Source organism: Paenibacillus sp. A14 (assembly GCF_036864815.1).
GTDB classification, from domain to species: domain Bacteria; phylum Bacillota; class Bacilli; order Paenibacillales; family Paenibacillaceae; genus Fontibacillus; species Fontibacillus sanfengchensis.
The window spans coordinates 314,939-336,364 of record NZ_JBAGJD010000004.1 but is presented as its reverse complement, the minus strand read 5'-3'; the positions used below and the strand labels follow the sequence as shown (position 1 = coordinate 336,364).

Annotated in this window: 20 protein-coding genes and 4 tRNA genes; 6 read left to right on the top strand and 18 right to left on the bottom strand. The window is 51.7% G+C overall.

Going from position 1 to position 21,426, the window contains the following annotated elements:
* Positions 1-44: 44 nt before the first annotated feature.
* The 11 genes from V4U88_RS12980 to V4U88_RS12930 all read right to left on the bottom strand — a co-directional run bounded on the left by V4U88_RS12980 (position 45) and on the right by V4U88_RS12930 (position 9,192).
* Positions 45-1,601, bottom strand: coding sequence for an alpha/beta hydrolase (locus V4U88_RS12980; protein WP_334073674.1), 1,557 nt, complete (start codon positions 1,599-1,601; stop codon positions 45-47).
* 20 nt (positions 1,602-1,621) lie between these two features.
* Entirely contained in the window at positions 1,622-2,644 is a 1,023-nt protein-coding gene (locus V4U88_RS12975; protein WP_334073673.1) for a FecCD family ABC transporter permease, read from the bottom strand.
* Entirely contained in the window at positions 2,637-3,644 is a 1,008-nt protein-coding gene (locus tag V4U88_RS12970) for a FecCD family ABC transporter permease (protein ID WP_334073672.1), read from the bottom strand. The genes V4U88_RS12975 and V4U88_RS12970 overlap by 8 nt, the downstream gene beginning before the upstream one ends.
* Positions 3,645-3,667: 23 nt before the next feature.
* The gene (locus V4U88_RS12965; protein WP_334073671.1) at positions 3,668-4,642 is read right to left on the bottom strand and encodes an ABC transporter substrate-binding protein; all 975 of its coding nucleotides are present in this window, start codon (positions 4,640-4,642) and stop codon (positions 3,668-3,670) included.
* Positions 4,643-4,761: 119 nt separating this feature from the next.
* A complete protein-coding gene (locus V4U88_RS12960) occupies positions 4,762-6,405 on the bottom strand; it encodes an AraC family transcriptional regulator (protein ID WP_334073670.1) in 1,644 nt (547 codons plus the stop codon).
* A 156-nt stretch (positions 6,406-6,561) separates the two neighbouring features.
* A tRNA-Leu gene (locus V4U88_RS12955) sits at positions 6,562-6,644 on the bottom strand.
* A 5-nt stretch (positions 6,645-6,649) separates the two neighbouring features.
* Positions 6,650-6,724 (bottom strand) — tRNA-Glu (locus V4U88_RS12950).
* 332 nt (positions 6,725-7,056) lie between these two features.
* Positions 7,057-7,145: transfer RNA gene (locus V4U88_RS12945), tRNA-Ser, on the bottom strand.
* Between the two features lie 6 nt (positions 7,146-7,151).
* Positions 7,152-7,227: transfer RNA gene (locus tag V4U88_RS12940), tRNA-Asn, on the bottom strand.
* A 532-nt stretch (positions 7,228-7,759) separates the two neighbouring features.
* Positions 7,760-8,395: a Vat family streptogramin A O-acetyltransferase gene (locus V4U88_RS12935; RefSeq protein ID WP_334073669.1), complete on the bottom strand. Its 636-nt coding sequence runs from the start codon at positions 8,393-8,395 to the stop codon at positions 7,760-7,762.
* Between the two features lie 335 nt (positions 8,396-8,730).
* Entirely contained in the window at positions 8,731-9,192 is a 462-nt protein-coding gene (locus V4U88_RS12930) for a SprT family protein (RefSeq protein WP_334073973.1), read from the bottom strand.
* A gap of 118 nt (positions 9,193-9,310) precedes the next feature.
* On the opposite strand from V4U88_RS12930, the gene V4U88_RS12925 reads away from it, so the two are divergent.
* The 3 genes from V4U88_RS12925 to V4U88_RS12915 all read left to right on the top strand — a co-directional run bounded on the left by V4U88_RS12925 (position 9,311) and on the right by V4U88_RS12915 (position 10,933).
* Entirely contained in the window at positions 9,311-9,664 is a 354-nt protein-coding gene (locus V4U88_RS12925; RefSeq protein ID WP_334073668.1) for a hydrolase/acyltransferase, read from the top strand.
* A gap of 83 nt (positions 9,665-9,747) precedes the next feature.
* The gene (gene cmpA / locus V4U88_RS12920) at positions 9,748-9,885 is read left to right on the top strand and encodes a cortex morphogenetic protein CmpA (RefSeq protein WP_334073972.1); all 138 of its coding nucleotides are present in this window, start codon (positions 9,748-9,750) and stop codon (positions 9,883-9,885) included.
* Between the two features lie 364 nt (positions 9,886-10,249).
* The gene (locus V4U88_RS12915; RefSeq protein WP_334073667.1) at positions 10,250-10,933 is read left to right on the top strand and encodes a Crp/Fnr family transcriptional regulator; all 684 of its coding nucleotides are present in this window, start codon (positions 10,250-10,252) and stop codon (positions 10,931-10,933) included.
* A 104-nt stretch (positions 10,934-11,037) separates the two neighbouring features.
* Here the strand turns inward: V4U88_RS12915 and V4U88_RS12910 are convergent, their stop codons facing one another.
* Both V4U88_RS12910 and V4U88_RS12905 read right to left on the bottom strand, forming a co-directional pair.
* Entirely contained in the window at positions 11,038-13,329 is a 2,292-nt protein-coding gene (locus V4U88_RS12910) for a Tex family protein (protein ID WP_416367226.1), read from the bottom strand.
* Positions 13,330-13,404: 75 nt separating this feature from the next.
* Positions 13,405-13,761: a DUF4190 domain-containing protein gene (locus tag V4U88_RS12905; RefSeq protein ID WP_334073665.1), complete on the bottom strand. Its 357-nt coding sequence runs from the start codon at positions 13,759-13,761 to the stop codon at positions 13,405-13,407.
* Positions 13,762-14,028: 267 nt separating this feature from the next.
* On the opposite strand from V4U88_RS12905, the gene V4U88_RS12900 reads away from it, so the two are divergent.
* From V4U88_RS12900 to V4U88_RS12890, 3 genes are read left to right on the top strand one after another with little or no spacing between them, the layout of a single operon-like run.
* Positions 14,029-15,342 (top strand): efflux RND transporter periplasmic adaptor subunit, encoded by a 1,314-nt coding sequence (locus V4U88_RS12900; protein WP_334073664.1) that lies wholly within the window; start codon positions 14,029-14,031, stop codon positions 15,340-15,342.
* Positions 15,342-16,040 carry an ABC transporter ATP-binding protein gene (locus tag V4U88_RS12895; RefSeq protein ID WP_334073971.1) on the top strand — a complete coding sequence of 233 codons (699 nt, stop codon included), beginning with the start codon at positions 15,342-15,344 and terminating at the stop codon, positions 16,038-16,040. Before V4U88_RS12900 ends, V4U88_RS12895 begins: the two co-directional genes overlap by 1 nt.
* Positions 16,037-17,209: an ABC transporter permease gene (locus V4U88_RS12890; protein WP_334073663.1), complete on the top strand. Its 1,173-nt coding sequence runs from the start codon at positions 16,037-16,039 to the stop codon at positions 17,207-17,209. The genes V4U88_RS12895 and V4U88_RS12890 overlap by 4 nt, the downstream gene beginning before the upstream one ends.
* A gap of 229 nt (positions 17,210-17,438) precedes the next feature.
* Here V4U88_RS12890 and V4U88_RS12885 read toward each other — a convergent pair whose 3' ends face one another.
* The 5 genes from V4U88_RS12885 to V4U88_RS12865 all read right to left on the bottom strand — a co-directional run bounded on the left by V4U88_RS12885 (position 17,439) and on the right by V4U88_RS12865 (position 21,402).
* Positions 17,439-17,789 carry a type II toxin-antitoxin system PemK/MazF family toxin gene (locus V4U88_RS12885; protein ID WP_148450793.1) on the bottom strand — a complete coding sequence of 117 codons (351 nt, stop codon included), beginning with the start codon at positions 17,787-17,789 and terminating at the stop codon, positions 17,439-17,441.
* A 3-nt stretch (positions 17,790-17,792) separates the two neighbouring features.
* The gene (locus tag V4U88_RS12880) at positions 17,793-18,074 is read right to left on the bottom strand and encodes a CopG family ribbon-helix-helix protein (RefSeq protein ID WP_148450794.1); all 282 of its coding nucleotides are present in this window, start codon (positions 18,072-18,074) and stop codon (positions 17,793-17,795) included.
* Positions 18,075-18,328: 254 nt separating this feature from the next.
* Entirely contained in the window at positions 18,329-19,513 is a 1,185-nt protein-coding gene (gene alr / locus V4U88_RS12875; protein ID WP_334073662.1) for an alanine racemase, read from the bottom strand.
* A gap of 178 nt (positions 19,514-19,691) precedes the next feature.
* Positions 19,692-20,822 carry an outer membrane lipoprotein-sorting protein gene (locus tag V4U88_RS12870; protein WP_334073661.1) on the bottom strand — a complete coding sequence of 377 codons (1,131 nt, stop codon included), beginning with the start codon at positions 20,820-20,822 and terminating at the stop codon, positions 19,692-19,694.
* 313 nt (positions 20,823-21,135) lie between these two features.
* On the bottom strand, positions 21,136-21,402 hold the full coding sequence (locus tag V4U88_RS12865) for a hypothetical protein (protein WP_334073660.1): 267 nt from the start codon (positions 21,400-21,402) through the stop codon (positions 21,136-21,138).
* Positions 21,403-21,426: the final 24 nt, after the last annotated feature.

Here is a 21,426-nt window from a genome sequence, read left to right as displayed (position 1 = left end):
CGCCGATAAACACTATCGGCGGTGATTTCATTGAATATTCCCGTTCAAGAGGTCACAAAGCGCAGCAGTTCGCTAATCAAGGCGGGCAGGACAGAGACATGTCCTTCCTTGTCCACTTCCTTATAATTCACTGTAAGATGGGGGCCGGATTGCCGGAGCCTGCTCATAAACTCCCGGGCATCGCGGATCATGGACGCCTTCTCTTCCGTTCCGGTAATTAGAAGGAGTTCTACGGCGGATTCTCCAATGTCATTGATGGTCTCAACCGACTGCTCCATTAACGTGTAAAGCATGTGATTTTTCCACCAGATCGAGGGACTTGCCGCCGCGTAACGCTGAAAAGCCCCCTGCCTTGTAATCATGGCGTACAGAGTGACAAATCCGCCGAGCGAATGGCCGAACAACGTTTGCTTTGCGCGGTTAATCCGATAACGCCTTTCCATTTCGGGTTTGAGCTGCAGCTCCAAGAAATCAAGAAAATCATCCGCGCCTCCCGTTTCCGGCCAAGCCGTTCCTCCCGGGCGCTTCGGAAGCTCATGATCCTCGGCGTAAACCGTATAATCGCGGAACCTTTCGGCCGTAACCAGCGGTTCGTTGGAATCGTAGCCGATGCCGACGATCACGGCGGCCGGAATCCCATGCGGTCCACGCGATTGCAGCCTCATGGCTTCCGCCAGGGAACCGAATGAGGCGTTCCCGTCCAGGGAATACAGAACCGGGTATCCCTCGGCCGGAGGCGGGGTGTCCGGCACAGCCACGAAAATGCGGTATTCGCGACCCGTAGGATTCGCAGTCACGCTCCAAACCTCGGTTCCCGGGATTTGATAGCACGAGGTGTTCTCCTTGACTGCCTGCAATGATCCGGGAGTTGAACGGAACAACTGCTGCAGCGCTTCGGGAAATCTTTTCACCATAAACAAATCGTCGTGTGTCCCTTCAGGATCCCAGGCAAACGTCAATCGTTCTTTAGGAAATCCTTGCTTCACCATCAACTCGCAAAACTCTTTCCCGCACCGGACCATATGTTTCTGGACATTTGGTTTGTAGATGCCCTCACAGCCGCCTAAGGACATATATACAAGCAGATTCCGGTCCAGCCCATATGAATTTCCGACAAAATCGAGCACTCCCTGATACCAAAATGAAGGGGACAATAAACCTATTTTTCCGAACACGTCCGGCCTCCAGTACCCTGCGAACCAGGAAATCAATCCACCGAGCGAGCCCCCGATAATCCCCGTGGAACCCGCGTCCGGGAGCGTCCGATATTGCCGGTCGATATAAGGTTTAAGTACGTCCGTAATTTCATCGACGTATTTTCGTCCCATCCCGCCAAAGCCTGCGGAGGTCGGAGTTAAGGATTCCGCGGGCCACGGGGTGTATTCGTCATTTCGCCTTGCCGTTTCAATCCCGACAAATATCAATTCAGGCAATCGCCCCGATCGAAATAAATGCTCCAAATAATTGATGCAGTTCGTAAAAAGAAAGCCGCCGTCATGAACATACACGACCGGATAATGGCGAACGGTTTGCTCGTAAGAGGGGGGCAAGTACAGGAGCACTTCCCTCTCTCCTATTTTCAACTGATGAAATTTCTGCATCAGGACCTCCCACTGTTGGGTTATTTTCTGCTCCGGATGAGGAGATAAACAAAATAGGGAACGCCCAGTATGGAAATGACCACGCCTACGGCCAATTCGGCCGGCGCAAATACCGTCTTGCCGATCAGATCTCCGATGACGATCATCGCGATTCCGATCATGCCGCTGACAGGCAGGAGATGCTTGTGCTGGAGCCCCACCAACTGCCGCGCCAAATGGGGGGCGATTAACCCGACAAAACCGATCGCTCCCGCAAAAGCTACGCTGGCGCTTACCAGTCCGATACTGCATAACAAGAGCAGGTTTTTCTCCCGTTCCAAGGCCACACCCAGCCCCTTCACGTTCTCCTCGCTCAGTTGAAGCAAATCCAAGACCGATGACCGCAGCCAGACCACCGGCGGAATGACCAACAGCCAGGGCAGCGTAGCCGCAACAAACTTCCAGTTAGCACCATGCAAGCTTCCGGACAACCAGACCGCGGCCGCTTCAAAGTCCTGGGGATTCATTTTGAGCGAAACATACATCGTTACCGCGCCAAATCCGGTCCCCATGGCGATGCCGACAAGGATCAGCCGCTGGGGATCCAGCCGCCCCCCCTGCCTGGCGAAGACAAATATCGCAGCCATGGCGGCGAACCCTCCGGCCACTCCAAACAACGGCATGGTCATGACTCCGAGCCAATGGGTTAAATTTACGCTTCCTTGAACCAGAAACATAAACAAGACGACCGACATACCGGCGCCGGCGTTGATTCCCAGGACCCCCGGATCGGCAAGGCCGTTGCGCGTTATCGCCTGCAAAACACAGCCCGCTATTCCGAGGGCGAATCCGATACAAGCCCCCAAAATAATCCGCGGCAAGCGAAAATCAAAAACGACCAGATCATATTCCGGTTGGGGGTCGATTCGTACGATGGTTTTCACGATATCTTTTACCGATATGTCAAAACTCCCATAAGTTAAACTAAAGTATACCGCCACAAGGATGATCAGAAGCCCGCTGGCAAGGACGGCACCCGTCCTTCCGACCGTAGATTTACGCACGCTGCTCGCCTCCCCGGGTCTTGATCAAATACAAGAAAAAGGGAACGCCGAACAACGCCGTAACTACCCCAACCGGAGTCTCAAACGGAAAGTTGACAAACCTCGCAAGCAAGTCACAGCCCGTTAAAAACAAGCCCCCCAGCACACCGGATACGGGGACGATCCACCGGTAATCGGAACCGGAAATAAACCGGGCGATATGTGGGACAATTAATCCCACAAAAGCAATCTTTCCGGCCAAAGCCACGGATACGCCGGTTAAAATGACGACGGCCAGCATCGCCAGGCCCTTGACCAGCCAGACGCGAATCCCGAGACCCGCCGCCGTCTCCTCGCCCAGCGACAAAGCCGAAACCGACTTCGTCAATGCCAGGCTTAACGCCAGACCGGCCACGGCAAAGGGAATACTCAGCTTGATCATCTCCGGATCGAGTTGATGCAGCCGGGAATTATACCAAAAACTTAACTTTTGGGATACCTGAAAATACGATTGAATCGCATTCGCGACGCCGCTTAAAAAGCTCCCGATGACCGTACCTAAAATCGCCAAACGCACGGGGGTCATCCCCTTTGGGATCAACCAAGCCAGCCCGAACACCATGGCCGCACCGGCCGCCGATCCCAGAAGCGAACTCAGAATATATAGATTGGAGTGAGCGCCGGGCAATACGGCCATAACCAAAGTGACCGCAAACACGGAACCGTCCGAAACGCCCATGATGGAGGGGGAAGCCAAATAGTTCCTTGTAATCCCCTGCATCAGCGCTCCCGACACGGCGAGGAATGCCCCGATCAGCATGGAACCTATAGCTCTCGGAAGTCGTGAAGTCATGACGATTTGGTGGTCGACACGGTCTCCGTCAAAAGCGAACACCGCGCTCCATACCGTCTCCAGTGTCATCGGTTTCGCGCCGTAACGCGTTGAAACTAAAATAAGTAAAATAGCGGCTGCCGGAGCCATTAAAAGAATGAACGCCGGCAGCATTTTTTTCTGCTTCATAAATTAAACACGCCTTACATCTGCTATTTGGCCAAGCGGTCTACCGCCGCTTTCAAAAATTGTATTTTGCTGTATGAGGTGCCTCCTTGGATGAGAGGATCTACCGCGTTAATAAACAATTTTCCGTTTTTGACGGCGGCCACATTTTTCAAAATCGGATCGTTCTGAAATTCTTCAAGCGCGTTCGGATTCTCTTTATTTTCGTCAGGCGAGAACTGGAGGAAAATATAATCCGGGTTCATTTCGGCAAGCTTCTCCTTGGAAATCAGCTCCTGCGCCTTGGCCGCCTTCACCTCGGCCGGAACCGTTAGGCCCAAATCCTGATAAAGCACGGGATTAAAGAACACCTTCTCCGGATAAATATACAGCTCACCTACACGAATGCGCATCGCAAGCACCTTCGCACCCTTAACGGAATCAGAGAGCTTTGTCTTGGCATCCTCCAGATCGGCCTTGTATTTCGTAATTTCCTGCTCCGCCTGTTCTTCCTTGCCGCTCAGCTCGCCAAGCAGACGTAAATTGCTTTCCCAATCCGTGGATACGTGGGAATACGGAAGGGTTGGGGCAATCTTCGCCAATTGCTCCATCACCTCAGGCTTGAATTTGGTGCTGCCCAAAATCACGTCCGGTTTCAAGGATAGAATTGTCTCAAAATTCGGTTCGGTTTTCTCTCCCACGGACTTGGCTTCCCCCGTAATGGATCGGAACAGCTCGGGAAATTGACCGCCGACAGTGATCGCTCCCACCGGCTTGACGTCCAGTACAATGGCGTCCTCCATCGCTTCCACGGCTCCCGTAATGACAATGCGCTCGATCTTGGCCGGCACCTTGTATTCTTTTCCGAGATAAGTGATGGTTTTGGTTTCCGCTTGTTCGGCCGAAATGGCCGTTTCGGTCCCCGCGGGGGATTCGGCGGTCTCTTTCTTTTCTCCGCAGGCCGTAAATACAACCGATAAAAGGAATAACAACCCCACTACTGCCCATTTCGTCTGTTTCATGTCTTCCTTGCTGCCCCTTTCCATAAATCGAATCTATCTTTAAGATGATAATGATAATTATTATCATTAATATCGTAAAGAACCTTCCGCGAATTCGCCATGGATTATGGGCGGAAGTTTCATGGACTTTTATCGGAAAAGATGGTCGGCAGTTCATGGATCATCCGGTAGATCGCCTCCGGGGAATATTCCCGCCAGGGATAAGAAGACAGCATGTGCACCTTCCCGGCGCGAACCGCCTCCATGCCCAGCCACTGGGGAGATGACTGCAGCTTTGCCCAGTAAGCTAAGGTTGCCGTATCCTGCCGGACGAGCAAAAACAAATGCTCCGCCTGCAAGCCCGCCAGCGTCTCGAGCCCGATTAAACCAGCGGCGGGAGACGCATCTTCAGCGCCCAGCATCTCAAATAAAACCTCACGGAGGCCTCGCCCCTCGTTGATCCTCAGTTCTTCCAAATGCAAACGCAGGGGCAAAATGCGGGTACGGCCCGGCATTATATTTTTCAAGGTAAGGCGAATTTCCGTTTCTTTTGCGCAAAAAGATTCAAGCCATTTTTGGGCTTCCTTCCTTTTACCAAGCAAATCGGCAAGCTCCAAAAGCTGGGATTTCCATCCGATCTCTTCAGCTTTCATTTCATATACGGGAGCGATCTTCTCCAATTCCTCTTTCTCCCAAGCTTCCGTACCGGAGGAGCAAATAATGATTTCCGGCCGGGAAGCCGCGAGTCTTTGCAAATTCAATTGCTTATTATAGTTCTGCCGATAGGCGTCCAGATGAACCGGCACCACCGGTGCCAGGGCATGATAATAGGAACGGGACCATTTGGGATGGAGAGGCGCGGCGTAAGGGGTAATTTGCAGCGGCATTAAAAAGCCGAGAACGGAAGACGAGCCGTACACGGCAAGTTTGTTCTGTTTTGATTTGGAGTAGGCCGTCGGAGACAGACCGAACTCCTTTTTGAACTTCCGGCTGAAATAGAACTCGTCCTTATACCCTACCTGGTGGGCCACATCCCGCAGCCTCCCTCCCGTGCCAAGCATGAGCTGCTTCGCCTTATTCAAGCGAATTTGCGTCAAAAACTCCATCACGCTAGTTCCATACGTTTTTTTGAATACCTCCGCAAAATACTTCGGACTAAGCTCGGCGATGCCGGCTAACTGGTCCATGGTCAACTCATCGCCATAATGCTCCTCCATAAAGCTTCTCGCCCGTTCCAACGCCTGGGTTTTGTCGGTACCGCCGGGGTGAACCGATGCCGTCAGCATCCCGTACAGAAGTTCCTGAAAGTCCAGTTGGGCTCTCCAGCGCTTTAAGTTGTCCTTGTGATAAAATTGGTCATAAACGCAACGGCACAACGAAGCCGCCCGATCTTCCCAACCCGTAAAGTGGATAATCCTTTCCGTCAGCCCACCAGCCATCTTGACGTCCGCCTCGCATAATTCATGACGGAATTCATCATCTCCTTGATAGACGCTAAAATAAAAGACAACAGCGCTTACCGGCGTTTGCGATTCAGCTGAAATGCCGAAAGTGCTGTTTTTGGGACAAAAACAAGCGGACCCCTTGCTCATCCGTAAGGTCTGCTCATCCAACTCCAAACGGATCTCGCCTTCCAGCAATACAATCAAGGCCGGATGCATCGACAGCCGTTGATCCTCCGGTCTCTGTTGCTCTTTTATAATTTCAAGATCCCACAGGCGAACGGTCCAAGGACCATGTCCCTGTCGAAATCGACTCGGTTGCTCGGTTTTAAGATGAGTCAATACAAAAACCGCCTTTAATTGAGAATGATTATCAGCAATATCATATAGATATCATATCGCCGCTTCTGTGTCCATACTCCATGAAGTTCAGGGTTAGGAAATTAAAAAAACAGCCCCGATAACCGAAGTTACCGGGACTGTTTAAATTCATTAGGATGCGGTCGAGAGGACTCGAACCTCCACGGGCGTACGCCCACTACCCCCTCAAGATAGCGTGTCTGCCATTCCACCACGACCGCATATATGGTGACCCGTAGGGGATTCGAACCCCTGTTACCTCCGTGAAAGGGAGGTGTCTTAACCCCTTGACCAACGGGCCCTACTATCAACTCGCCAGAAGCGGCGACAAGAATGAGTATAACAGAAACTAGAATGCCTTGCAACAATAAATTTTAATAGTGTTGTTGTTCTGTGATAATGTCACCCTATAACTGTTCTGAGATAATGTCACTATGGGACAGGAGACAGCTCCAACCTTTGCACTTCATGCTGCCATTGACGATGCGACAGGGATTGTTGTCGGTGCCGTCACACCATCTTCCTAACGAAGTTTATGCTCCTACGAACCCTCCCAATGAGATTTCTCATTCCTCTGCACAAAAAGAACCTCCCTGATTTAGAGGGAGGCTCTTTAATCGATGTAAATCAAAACGGAGAGAGAGGGATTCGAACCCTCGCACCGCTTACGCAGTCTAACCCCTTAGCAGAGGGTCCCCTTATAGCCACTTGGGTATCTCTCCAAGAAATGGCTCCCCGAACAGGACTCGAACCTGTGACAACTCGATTAACAGTCGAGTGCTCTACCAACTGAGCTATCAGGGAATATAAATATCGTTAGAACAAGTTTAAATTTATCATGTTTATGTAATCAAGTCAAGGTTTTGGCCGCAATTTTGACCTTCGATTATATTAGGTTGAACTAAAGAATTGGCGTTGGGCAAAGTTACAAAGTTATGAAATGGTTTCGAAGATAGGTTGCCAACACCCACAATTGTAGATATAAAGCGCCCCCGTCAGAGTCTACACATTAACAGGAAAATCTCCCGTTAATGTACCGCTCTTGGCTCTTGGATCGGATTTAGCTGGAAAAGCTCCAGCTATTTCGCGGCCCTATTGCCGTTATACACAATTTCAGGCGAATTAGCGGGAGGTTTTCCAGCTAATTCGCCTCTGCAGCCGCATACGCGCCAAATTAACGGGAAGAATTCCTTTTAATTCGAACCAAACCATGAGTTACAGGTCAAGAGTGTGCAAAGAACCCTTTACACCGCTGTCTAGTGTCCCATCAGACGTCGTAGTAGTAGGAGAAAATGAGAATACGCCGCTTCAACGGTTGTCTGACGGACACTATAAGTTAAATAATTTCCTTGATTCTTGTTAGATCCCCACTGCAAAGAGCATCCAGGTTATCAAAAATTTTTCGGGCAGGCCAGTCCCACCATTTCATGGAAAGGAGGTATTCGATAAGTTCGTCATCAAATCTTTTTCTAATCGATTTGCAGGGATTCCCACCTGCTATATGGTAAGGAGGGATATCTTTTACTACGACTGAATTGGCCGCAATGATGGCTCCATCACCAATGTGCACACCGGGCATGACGGTAACATTCTGACCGATCCACACATCGTTTCCAATTACCGTATCTCCTTTAAGGGGTAAGTCTGCCAGTGTTGGAGTCGACTTTTCCCAACCATTGCCCATAATGTTAAATGGATACGTAGTGACGCTGGACATTCTGTGGTTTGCACCATTCATGACAAATTCGATGCCCTTTGCGATTGCGCAAAACTTCCCGATTCTCAACTTATCCCCAATAAAATCATAATGATGGGTGACATGCTCTTCAAACTTTTCAGCACCGTCAATGTCGTCATAGTAAGTGTAGTCACCGACAATTATATTGGGTCGAGTGATTACGTTTTTAATATAACATATGCTTTTTATCTGCTTATTTGGGTAGATTGCATTAGGATCGGGTCCATATCGCATATAAAAATCCCTCCTTCGATGGTTTTGATATTTTATTATATCTCATTTCTGCGATTGATTTATGGAGTAAGTTTCGCAGGATTTCTCCAAAAATAAAAGAACCATCGTCTCCATGAAAGGAACCGTGGTTCTTATATTTTTGCTTGTTGATGACATCCTGCTTCGTTTTTGTCTTTCGGGTTCTCAAATCCGCAAAAGCGAACGGGCTGCGCCCGAGTTCCGGGCTTCTTTTTCCCTCCCGAATCAGCTTCTGACGGATTTTTTTGGCTTTCGATTGGGCCATTCTTAGTTCACTCCTTAAATATATTGAGCTAAGTATAGCATAAGCATACCGCTTAAAGAACATTTAATCGCAGCACACCGGCGCATCTTCCGCATCTGTACCTGGCCGGATCGACCTTCCGCTTTCGCAGGTACTCCATCCCGCACTGAGAACAAATCAATTTATATCGATAAGGGAGAACTTTTCGCTTGGCGGCCCCGGGCAATCCCTGGCAGTAGCGGCTCCCGCCCACCCGTGTCAATAGACGCTTAAAATCGGGATCGCGATGCTTGTAACCTTTACCGGACAAATGCAAATGGTAATGGCACAGTTCGTGCTTAATAATCCGCTCAACTTCTTCCCTGCCGTGAACTTCCAACTGCGCGGGATTGATCTCGATATCATGCGATTTCATAAAATATCGCCCTCCGGTTGTCCGAAGCCGCCGGTTAAAGCTCGCCTGATGCCGAAATGGAAGGCCGAACGAATCGAGAGATATCTGTTCCACCCAGGTTTGCAGTTGTTCATTGGTCATCGGCTTGTCCTCTTTTCTGCCCAAAGTCGGGTTCCCCCATTCAAGGTTATCACTTGAATTTTAACTTCGCCTTACGCTACACTGTCAAGTAGGATACAACAAAAAGGAGATATCGTACATGGCCCTTATGAGATATGTCATTCTGCAGCAGGAACAGAATTTGTTATTTGTGGAAATGCCCCGGGATTATGCCTATCAACTCAGCGCGTTAAACCTGCGTTTGAATAAAGAAATCGACAAACTGACGGCCAGTAAGGTTCCTGCCCTGCCGATCGCGGTAGCGGAATGCGACAACCTGGATTTGCTGCAGGAATCGCTGCAGATTACAAGCGGACTGGATTATATCAATGACCTGGAAGCGGCTTTCTCGGCCATCCGCGAGGAAAATTACCCGCTGATCTCCCTTTTGACGGAAATCCGGGCATTACAAGCCCAGCTTGAACAGTGGTACGAGGAGGAAGGAATAGCCTGACGATTCCTTTCCGGCTGGACCTGCACGGTTTCCGGCGTTCTCCCATATGCTACCTACAAAGGGTGCCCGAGGAGGAGATCGTGTTGCCTAAATGGCTCAGCAACCAGATAATGCGCGCCTTTCACAAGCGCGACCGCCGACAGATTCGTTTGTTGAATGATTGCTGGTTTTTCTACTATAACCGCCGGGACGATAGCGGTACGGATCATGGCCTGCAATAAAGTCTATCTCCCCGCGAAGAACCATTTCGCAAAGCGAAAGCCCGCCAACATTGGCGGGCTTTGTTCTTGGTAACCGGTGCTGCTTCCCCCTACTCCACGCATGTATGCAGTACGTTAACCCTGTGATTCCAAGCACAGCCCGACCTAATATATCCCCAGGTTCCAGTAATTTGACATGAAACTCTTGCATAGCTTTCTACCCTTGTTCTATCAAAATAGAGGAATATGCCCGGTCGATGGCGAATTATTCCTATCGACAACATTAACAGGATTGCATCCCCAAATTTGTAGTGTGAACCACAAAATATGCAAAAAGTCTCGGTAGCAGTACTTTGATACCAAAGTAAAAGCAGGAGGAAAAACAGTGAAAAACCTGCAGTTTCTGCGTAATTTCCCTTTCTTTGAGCATCTGGAGGAAGCGGACCTGGAAAAAATCGTCCCGCTGTTCATGACCAGGACCTATGAAAAAGGAACACTACTTTTTCTGGAGAATGAGGATGGCGAAGAGTTATTTCTGATTCAATCGGGAGTCATCCATATTTATAGAAATGATGAGAACAGGGAGATTATTTTGGCGGTGCTCCGGGAAGGCGACTTTTTCGGGGAAATGGCCCTGTTGGAAAGCGGGCAGACCCGCTCGGCATCCGCCCGCACGAGCGAGAAGTCGGTGCTCTGCATTCTGAAGCGGCGGGACTTTGTCGAGATGCTGAAGGTAAACCCGCAGATTACGTTAAAAATATTGGGGACCGCGCTTACCCGGCTCCGCAAAGCCAACGAACAAATCCTTGATTTAACCCTGCTGGATGCCAGGGCAAGAATCGTTCGCACGCTGCTCCGTTTAATGGATGAGCATGGGCGCCGCAAAACGGACGGAATCCAAATCGGGCTAAAGCTGACCCATCAGCAAATTGCCGATATGTCCGGCACCGTGCGGGAGACCGTCACCAAAGTTATGCTGGACCTGCAAAACAGCGAATATATTTCCGTCGATAAGAAAATCGTGCTGGTGCGGGATCTTGATGGGTTGAAACAATCCGCCGGCCTGTAGCCGGCGCGTCAACATCTATCGCCTGTTAAACATATCGGGGAAGCTAACCATTGAATTATTTATAAAAAACCGGACAGCATGCGCTTGTCCGGTTTTTTTCATTTTTATTGAGCCGCCATATTGGGGTTCCGCATCGTAAGTCCGACGCGCCCCTTCTTCAAATCGACATTCAGTACCCACACGGTCACATTATCCCCTACGGATACGACATCCATCGGATGCTTGACATATCCTTCGCTGAGCTGTGAAATATGCACCAGCCCGTCGTTTTTGATCCCGATGTCCACGAAAGCGCCGAAATCGATGACATTGCGCACGGTCCCCTGCAGCTCCATGCCCGGCGTTAGGTCCTCGATTTTGAGCACATCGGTGCGGAAGATCGGCAGCGGCAGCTCTTCGCGCGGGTCGCGTCCCGGACGCTGAAGGCTGTCCAGGATATCGCGGAGCGTGGGAACCCCCACCTCAAGCCGGGCCGCCATCGCTTCCGCATCGACCGCCGCCAGTTTGGCGGCCAGCTCTTTGGAGCCGATTTGTCCCAAATCGACGCCCAGCTCCGCGAACAAGCGATTCACCACTTCATAGGACTCGGGATGAATCGGCGTTTTGTCCAGCGTATTCCGGCCGTCGCTGATCCGCAAAAACCCGATGCACTGCTCATACGTTTTGGCGCCGAGTCGCGGCACCTTTTGCAGTTGCTTCCGTTCGACGAACCGTCCGTTCTCTTCACGGAACTTGACGATATTCTTCGCCGTCGTCGCGTTAACCCCGGATACGTACGAGAGCAAAGACGGCGAAGCCGTATTGACGTCGACCCCTACATGGTTGACCGCCGATTCCACGACGGCGGTCAGGCTCTCGTCCAACTGCTTCTGGGAGACGTCATGCTGGTACTGCCCAACCCCGATCGCCTTCGGCTCGATCTTAACGAGCTCGGCCAGCGGGTCCTGCAGCCGCCGGGCAATCGAAACCGCGCTCCGCTCGGCCACATCCAGATCGGGGAATTCCTCCTGCGCCAGCTTGGATGCGGAGTAAACGCTGGCCCCGGCCTCATTGACAATCAAATAGGCCAGCTCCTTGTCTTTCCGTTCGGCGATCACCTCGGCGACGAACTGCTCCGTTTCGCGCGAGGCGGTCCCGTTGCCGATCACGATCAGCGAGACGGCGTACTTGTCGATCAGCTCGCTGAATTTGGCGGCCGCCTCCCGCTTCTTGTTGTTCGGCGGCGTCGGATACGTCACCGCGACCTCCAGCAGCTTGCCCGTGTCGTCGACCACGGCCAGCTTGCAGCCGGTCCGATAGGCCGGATCGACGCCGAGCACGCCTTTGCCGCGGACGGGCGGCTGCAGCAGCAGGCTGCGCAGGTTCCCGGCGAAAATGGAGATGGCCTGCTGCTCGGCCCGTTCCGTCAAGGCGCCGCGAACCTCGCGCTCGATCGAGGGCGCGATCAACCGCTTGTACGCGTCCTCAACGATGCTGCGAAGAATGCCGCTTACGGCGGAGTTTCCTTTAATCCAGCGCCCTGCGATGTAGCGGTGAATCGGCTCCGCATCCACCTCCAGCGTCACTTTAAGGACATCCTCCCGTTCCCCGCGGTTCATCGCGAGGATCCGGTGGGAAGGCATCTTCTTGGCGGGCTCCCGGTAATTGTAATACATCTCGTAAACAGATTCCGCCTCCGGCGATTTGGCCTCCGACACCATCATCCCATGATCCATCGTGTATTTGCGAACCCAGGCGCGGATCGCCGCCTCATCAGCTATCGTTTCGGCGACAATGTCCATTGCGCCCTGAAGCGCTTCTTCCGCCGTCTGGACGCCTAGGTCGGGATTCACGTATCGGCCTGCTTCGGTCAGCGCATCCCCCTGCTTGGGCTCGGATTTCAGCCATTCGGCCAGCGGTTCCAACCCTTTCTCTTTGGCGACACTCGCTCTCGTTTTGCGTTTTTGCCGGTAAGGACGATACAAATCCTCCACTTCCTGCAGCTTGACGGCTTTCCGGATCGACGCGGCCAATTCGTCCGTCAGCTTCCCTTGTTCGGCAATGATCCGCAGGACCTCCGTCTTCCTATCCTCCAGATTACGTAAATATTGCGTGCGTTCCTCAATCTCGCGTAGCTGGTTCTCATCCAGCTCTCCGGTCATTTCCTTCCGGTATCGGGCGATGAAGGGAATTGTGTTCCCTTCGTCCAGCAGCGAAATGGTCGTGCGCACCTGTTTCTGGGACAGCGAAAGCTCCTTGGCGACCTGCTGAACGATCAATTCGCGGTTCTTCTCTTTCCCGCTTTGTTCCTCTGCCTGGACGGCATCCGATTGCAATTGTGACAATAGAATCCCTCTTTCATTCAAAAAATGACTGTGTCTAGTATTATCACAGACTTCCCCGGTCTTTTCCACCATCAGATGAATACGCGGCCCCATAGAAAGCAAAAAACACCGTGGCTGGGTAAAGCCGCGATGTTCTCCGCGAATTCATTAAAAGTTGCTGTAAACATTTCCGCTACTCACCGATGCAAATGCAATGAGAGCGAAGACGAGAATCAATAAAATGATGCCGTACAAAGCGGTGCCGACGATGCCGCAGACCAGGCCGGCAATGGATAATCCCTTGCCCTGTTCCCCGGTCTTCTTCAATTCTTTGAATGACAAGCTGGCGAATACAATGGCCACAATCCCCAGGAGAAAGCCTATATAAGGAATCACGATGGACAAAATGCCCATGACGAGAGACGCGATCGATTTGCCGTTTGTTTTGGCGGGTACCGGCGGATAACCGGGCGGGTAATTGTTGAAAGTAGTGTATTGATACTGATCTTGCGGATTTTGATCCATGAAGAAGCCTCCTCAAAATTACTGCAGTGTTCGCATTGCTAGATCTCCTTGCTTGGGAAAAGCTTTCCTGCCCTCACATAAGCCCCAAAAAGTCCAGATAATAACATTGTACTCTATCCTCTGTTTTGGTGCCAACCTTATTTTTACACGATGATGAATACCATAAAGTAACTTTTCAGTCTTCTTTCAGCTTCACTTAAGAATAGATTCAACTTGAACCCTTAATATGAGGGATGCCCTAATATTAAGGAAAGCTGGAGTGATGGAATGAGAACAAAGAGATGGCTATGGATTGGGTTGGGGTTGGTTATCCTTGCCGCAGTCGCTATAATTGTTGTTTTTAACTTACCGGATAAAAAAATGGAATTGCCCGCCGCCGTCCAAAGCACGGCCAAGGCGTCTATCGGCGATATTGCCGTCAGCGTTTCCGGCTCCGGCTCGGTAATCTCCACGGATAGCGAAACGGTGCGGACCAAGGATGAAGGAAAAGTGAAAAAGGTTTTCGTCGAAGCCGGTAACGTCGTCAAAAAAGGACAGGTTCTGCTCACCTTCGAATCGAATGATCTCACCGAGAATCTCGAATCGCAGCAAAGAAACCTGAAGTCGCAGCAGTTGGATCTTCAGGACTTGCAGGAACAGTTTAAGCAAAAGGTCGCAGACGGCGGAACGGAAGAAGAGCTGACCTCCATAAAAAAATCGATAGCCAAGCAAGAGTTGAATATCCAAAGCACGGAAACAGAAATCGCCTCGATCCGGGAGGACATGGCAGCCCCGGAGCCGCTAACCTCTCCGATTGACGGAACCGTGACAAGCGTTAACATTACCGCCGGGGAACAAGCCAAAACCGGTACCGAGTTGTTCGTGATCAATAACTACCAGGACCTTAGCGTGGCGATTCAGGTGGATGAGCTGGATATCCCCAACGTGAAGCCGGGAATGAAGACCACCGTTCAAATTGATGCGTTGCCCGATCAGACCTTTGAAGGCGAGGTTTCGGAGATTGCCGACGAGGGTGTCGCCTCCAATGGAGTCTCCTTGTTTGACGTAACGATTAAGCTTCTGAAGGCCGAGGGGATTCGTGTCGGAATGTCCGCGGAAGCTACAGTTATTCTTGAGGAAAAAAAGGATGTATTGACGCTTCCCATTGAAGCGGTTCAACAGCGGGGTGAAAAATACATAGTCCTTCTTCCTTCTGCCTCCCCGGCCGCCGGAAGTACCGAACAGGAACAGACGAAGACAGCCGAGCCGGCGGATTCCGCATCACCGTCCGGCAGAAAGGCGGGCGCTCCGGCAAATGGCAATATGAAGGAGATTGAGGTCGGGGCGCACAACGAAACCTTGATTGAGATCGTCAGCGGCTTGAACGAAGGGGACGAAGTCGTAATTCCTACCGTACGGTCATCCGGCAATTCGACAGCCAACCAGCAAGGAGCTATCCCCGCCGGCGGGATGGAGGGTTTCGGAAACGGTGGCGGACAAATGCCCGGAGGGGGCGGCATGGGCGTAATGCCTGGCGGCGGAGGCGGGATGCCTCGTGGCGGCGCTTCGAGCAGCGGGGGCGGCGGAGGTGGAAGGGAATGATGACTTCGCCGCAACCGCTGATCGAGGTGGAGCGTTTGAGCCACGGCTACATCATGGCGGGGGAGAGAATGCCGGTTTTGCAAAATATCTCCTTTCGCATTCATGACGGTGAATTCGTAGCCATTATAGGTCCGTCCGGCTCCGGAAAATCGACCCTTATGAACATGCTGGGCTGTCTGGATGTCGCCGATGAGGGACATTACATCCTGGACGGGCAGGACGTCCGGAAGTTATCCGATAACAAATTGGCGCAAATCCGCAATGAAAAAATCGGTTTTATCTTTCAGCAATATAATTTGCTGCCGAAGCTCTCGGCCTATGAAAATGTGGAGCTGCCTCTTGTTTATCGGAACATGCCGCACCGGGAAAGAAAAAAGGCGGTCGAGGCATCACTGCAATTGGTCGGCCTGGAGAACCGGATGCATAACCGCCCCTCCGCTCTATCCGGCGGTCAGCAGCAGCGAGTCGCCATCGCCCGCGCCATCGCGGGAAATCCCCCGATCTTGTTGGCCGACGAGCCTACGGGCGCGCTCGACAGCAAAACCGGTGCCGAAGTGATGGAGACTATAAAAAATTTAAACCGGAAGGGACATACCATCATTATTATCACGCATGACCTTTCCATCGCGGAGCAGGCGAAGCGGGTCATCCGGATCATGGACGGCAAGATCGTCGAGGATCGGGGGGCTGCGGTGTGAACCTGTACCAAAGCATCAAAATGGCCCTAAAAAGCATACTCGGGAACAAAGTCAGGTCATTTCTGACGATGTTGGGCATTATTATAGGTGTATCATCCGTGATCACCCTGGTTTCCGTCGGTCAGGGCACCACTTCCTCGATCACCGAACAGTTGGAGGGACTCGGAACCGATCTGCTCACCGTAAATATCATGGGCCGGGGGGCGACGACTTCCCTAACCTACGAGGAGGTCAAGAGTCTGACCGGGATCGAAGGCATTAAGACGGTTTCTCCGGTCATTAACGGCTCCGCTACCGTAAAAAAGGGAACGACCAACGATACGTATACAATTGAAGGAATAACCCCTTCCTACGAGGACGTTAAAGACTTCCACGTTCAGGCGGGCCGTTATATACTCGATATCGATAATGAATACCGGATGAAAGTGGCGCTGATCGGCACAGAAGTGGCCGCCGATTTCTTCGGAACCGACGATCCGGTCGGACAAACGCTGCAATTAAACGGCTCGAGCTTTACCGTTGTCGGGCTTTTGGAATCGATCGGCACCAGCGCGACCGAGTCCAATGACGACAAAATTCTGATTCCTATCACGACGGCGGAGCGATTTATGCAAACCCGGGGCATCCGTTCGATCACGGTTCAGGCCGAATCGACCGACCTGGTCGAGCGGACGCAGACCCGGCTAGAAGCGTGGCTGGACGAAAAGTTCAAGTCTGCCGAGAACGCCTACACGATTTTCAATGCCCAGGAAATGATGGATACGTTGAACTCGACCACGCAGATGCTGTCCATGGCGCTCGGCGGGATCGCCGGGATCTCCCTACTCGTAGGCGGAATCGGAATTATGAATATCATGCTCGTGTCCGTGAGCGAACGGACGCGGGAAATCGGAGTCAGGAAAGCGATCGGGGCGAAAAAACGGAACATCCTGCTGCAGTTCATGATCGAGTCCACCGCCCTGAGCAGCTTCGGGGGCTTGATTGGCGTAGGCATCGGATACGGGGCTTGCGCTTTGATCAGTGCTTATTCGACATTGAGCGCCAACGTTTCGGTCGCCGTTGTGCTCGTATCCTTTGGCTTCTCCTTATTCATCGGCGTCGTTTTCGGCATGATTCCGGCCAATAAAGCCGCCAAGTTGAGACCGATCTATGCGCTTCGGACCGATTAATCGAACGATAAGGATAATGCTGTACGTACACATCAATAAAGCGGTGGTTTCTCCTTACCGGATGAAACCACCGCTTTATTTTCGCTGAACATTTCGTTCACGCCGTAAGACGGATGCATGCAATCCACGAACACTGCGTCCATATTGTAGGATAAAAGTAAAAACGCCCCGAACGTTATGTTCGGAGCGTCCGACCCAAGCGGGAGAATCGTCTTCCCGCACGGTATGTTCAAAAGTCGATTAAGCCGAGACTGATAAGCAAAGCGTCGTTCACTTTCTTCATCGTCTCATCGTCCAAATGCGTTATTTTATCGGTTAATCTTTGTTTGTCAATCGTGCGGATCTGTTCCAGCAAAATAACGGAATCCCGATCAAACCCATGCGTTGCCGCCTCGATTTCGACATGTGTCGGCAGTTTCGCCTTTTGGATTTGTGCGGTAATGGCAGCAACGATCGCCGTCGGGCTGAATCGGTTGCCGATATCGTTCTGGATAATAAGCACCGGTCTCACCCCGCCTTGCTCAGAACCTACTACAGGGGAGAGGTCTGCAAAAAAAACGTCGCCGCGCTTAACGATCAATAGTTACACCCCGCTTACTAGGCGGTCCAGAGTGCTGTCTGCATCTTCCTCCGCATGGAATGCTTCAGAGGCCATGGACAGATTGATCTTAGCCATCTCCATATAGCCCCGCTGCATCGACTCGCGGATAAACCGCTTCTTCCGCTCGTTCAGATACAGCTTCATTGCCTGCCTGATCAGCTCGCTGCGATTGGAATTCTCCATCGCCACGATTCCATCCACTTCCTGCAAAAGATGATCCGGTAAACTAATCATGATCCTTTTGGTGTTATGCATATTGGCCATCTTTAACTTCCACCCCCAAAACCTTGTCGACCCTGATCCCTTGACCCTGTGATACAGTATAGCATTATCCAAGGAAATATATACAAAGAAAATATATGCCGCGAGTATATCAAGTATGCTGCATATCATTATAAACAAAAATGACATTACCGTACATACCTGATCATTTCCATGTTTACTCATTCGCTAGCCTAGGCATAAATTCCTTCACCTGGGAAAAAAGTTTTGTAGGTTTTTGTCGCCCTGTGTGATTTTTAGGTCGATAGAGGGTTGACCAGGACATCAGGTTCCCCTGTGCGGGTGTATAACCGCGGAACCCGATGAGCCAGCATGCATATCAGCTCGTAGTGGATAGTTCCAATCGCGGAGGCCAGTTCATCCGCGGATATTTGACCCCCGGATTGCTGACCGATGAGTACAACCTCCTCGCCGGCTTGGATTTCTTTGGCTTCATCGGCCAAAGGTTCTAGCGACACCATACATTGGTCCATACAGATTGTTCCGACAACAGGAACGCGGCGTCCGCGTATCAATACTTCCGCCTTGCCATCCAGCATGCGGGAATACCCGTCGGCATAACCGATCGGGAGCGTCCCGATCCGTTCCGCCCGTCTCGTCACATATTTCGCCCCGTAACTGACCGCGGAGGCCGGCGGCAGCGTTTTAACCCATACCACGGCGCTCTTCAGGGACAGGATCGGTTTAAGCTTCACGCTTTCATGACTGACTTGCTCGGACGGATATAGCCCGTATAAAGCGATGCCGACTCTTACCATTTGGCAAGAAAAGTCCGGTAAATCGATGGCGATGGCGCTGTTGCCCGTATGTATAATCGGGATTTGGATTCCAAGTTCCCCCAGGGCGGACACCACGTCCTGAAACCGCTGATACTGCTCCAATGTATAGCTTTTGTCTTTTTCATCCGCCGTAGCAAAGTGAGTAAACAGCCCCTCAACTTCCAACTGCGGCATTGCGAGCGCTTGACGAATGTAGGCAATCGCTCCTTCCCCGGGAAGCAAACCAAGGCGTCCCATACCGGAGTCGATCTTGATATGGACCTTTAGCTTATGCGGAAATTCGGAAGGTTCGAGCGCCGAGATCGCCTCAAGCACTTCTGCGCTGAATACATTCAGCGTAATGTCGTGCTCCCATGCAGTTCTTACGCCATGCGGAGGCGTGTATCCAAGTACGAGAATAGGCAGTTTGATCCCCGAACGCCGGAGTTCGAGCGCCTCATCCAAAAATGCTACGCTGAGGTAATCCGCTCCATAACGTTCAAGTTCGCGCGCGATCATGACGGCGCTGTGCCCGTAAGCGTTAGCTTTAACGCAGGCCAAGAACTTCATTCCGGCCGGCAGATTTCGCCGCAGCTCCGTGTAATTGGAATACAGTGCATCCAGGTCTATAACTGCTTGGGTTGGCCGATACTTCACTTGCACTTTAAGTCACCTTCTCTAATGATTGAAAGTCCATGCTCAAACAATACACTAATCGTAATGTTCCCGGGAGCGGCTGTCAAATCTATCGGAAGGCGAAATGAAGAAAGAGGCGAATAGACGGGTCAGGGTAACTTTTTCCATCTCCCCAACAGCCGAAAATCCGCCTGCTACTATTTCCTTATTTACCCGATTGATCCTGCATAGAAGCGGCGATTTTCACCATCTCCGACACAGGCAAATTGTCGCTGGTAATCCGGAATTCCAACCCGTCCACGGTCCATGTCAAGGTTTGAAGTTCTTCGCCGGTGAGAAGCCCGGCCGTAAACCCGAGATCGATGAATTGCGCGGGAACGAGGGACGCCGTACGATCAGGGGAACGCGATTCCGAAAGTGTGAACTGATATGTACCATCGTAACGCAGCATCACCATGTACCGTTCGCCATCCTCGACAATCGCATCATCCTGGTAAACCACTCCATCGGGAAGATATGTCGGGATAATCTGCCCAAATGGTTCCGACAGCGCTGGAACGGCCTGGTCCGCTGCCTTTTCGCCCTCCTCTCCTGCGTTTACGCCAGCCGCAGCGGGATTGTCCTGCGCTTTGGTTTCCGGCGATTTTTCCACCAGCATCCCGTTCTCGTCCACTTCCAGCAGCGTCCCCTTGGCATCCTGAGCCGCGGTATCCAAGTTATGCTGCATATCGAAAGAATTGCTGTCGAATTTGGTGTTAAAATCGAACTTGTCGAATTTGACCTCGACGACGACCTTCGCCTGGGCATCGGAAACCTGCACCTGTTTCGGAGCGTAGTTCTCCTTCGCCAACCAGATTTTTTGCCGTACGAGAGCATGCGTATTGTAGTTGGCGGCCACTTCAAATACATAGTCTTCCTTATCGGCGACGAATTGACGCGCGTTGTCGCTCAGAATGCTGCGCACCAAGGTTTGGTACAAGTACACCTGACCCTGGTTTTCCGGCCAATCGCTTTGAAACCGGAAGCTCTTGTTCAAGCTGGGCGTAAGGACGTATACTCCCTGCTCGTTCCGAAGCACGATCTGGGTCACATCCTTTTCCGCATTGGTGAGGGCGATCCGGTAAAAGGACGGGTTTTGGTACCACACCTCGACCTTGTACTCCTGGGGCTTGTCACCGGTAAACAGTGTCATGGTCCCCGAACCCTGATAACTTTCCAATTTGGTAACCACTTTGTCCAAATCCTTGACGACGCCGGCGGCATCTTTTTTCCCGCATGCGGCAAGTACGATGCTTACTACGATTAATATCGTCAGCATCCTTGCGATCCGACGCATGAGATCATCCCCTCTGCAGTTTGATTTCCTAAACTGATACATGTCTATGAGAGAACTTGGCCGATTATGCAGACGAGTTCCGGCTTGGCCTGCCGCCGCGCACACGCGCTAAGATAGCTTGACGGTCCGCGGCGGCTATCGACCGGGGCTCCATCGACCGGGGTGGCCACCACCCGCAGCGGCCCCGCGGCCTAACCGGACGCTATAGTCTGCCTCAAAGAGTGTGAGTTGGCCGATCGGACACTAAACTCGTTTATCGATGCAAAGCCCCGGCCGAAAATGAACCCGGCCGGGGCTTTGCAAACCACTAAATTTATAACCTGCCTAATCTCCTGCGTCTTGGTCTTCCTTCCAGCAACAATATCGCCAGCAAATCAAACAGAACCAGTGGCAAAATGACCGGAGCGAAAGTGGCATGGGCCTTACTGCCCTTGGGATGGACCGATTTCGTTCTCAAGTACAGCTTGCCGCCCTTCACCTTTTCGACAGTGCCGTATAAAACCGCTCCGGTTCTGGTTTTAATCCGCACCCGTTTCCCGACATAGCTGCGGGCTCGTTTCGTTATTGCCGATAGCGTCAAGGTTCTTCACCTCCTCCGGATCTC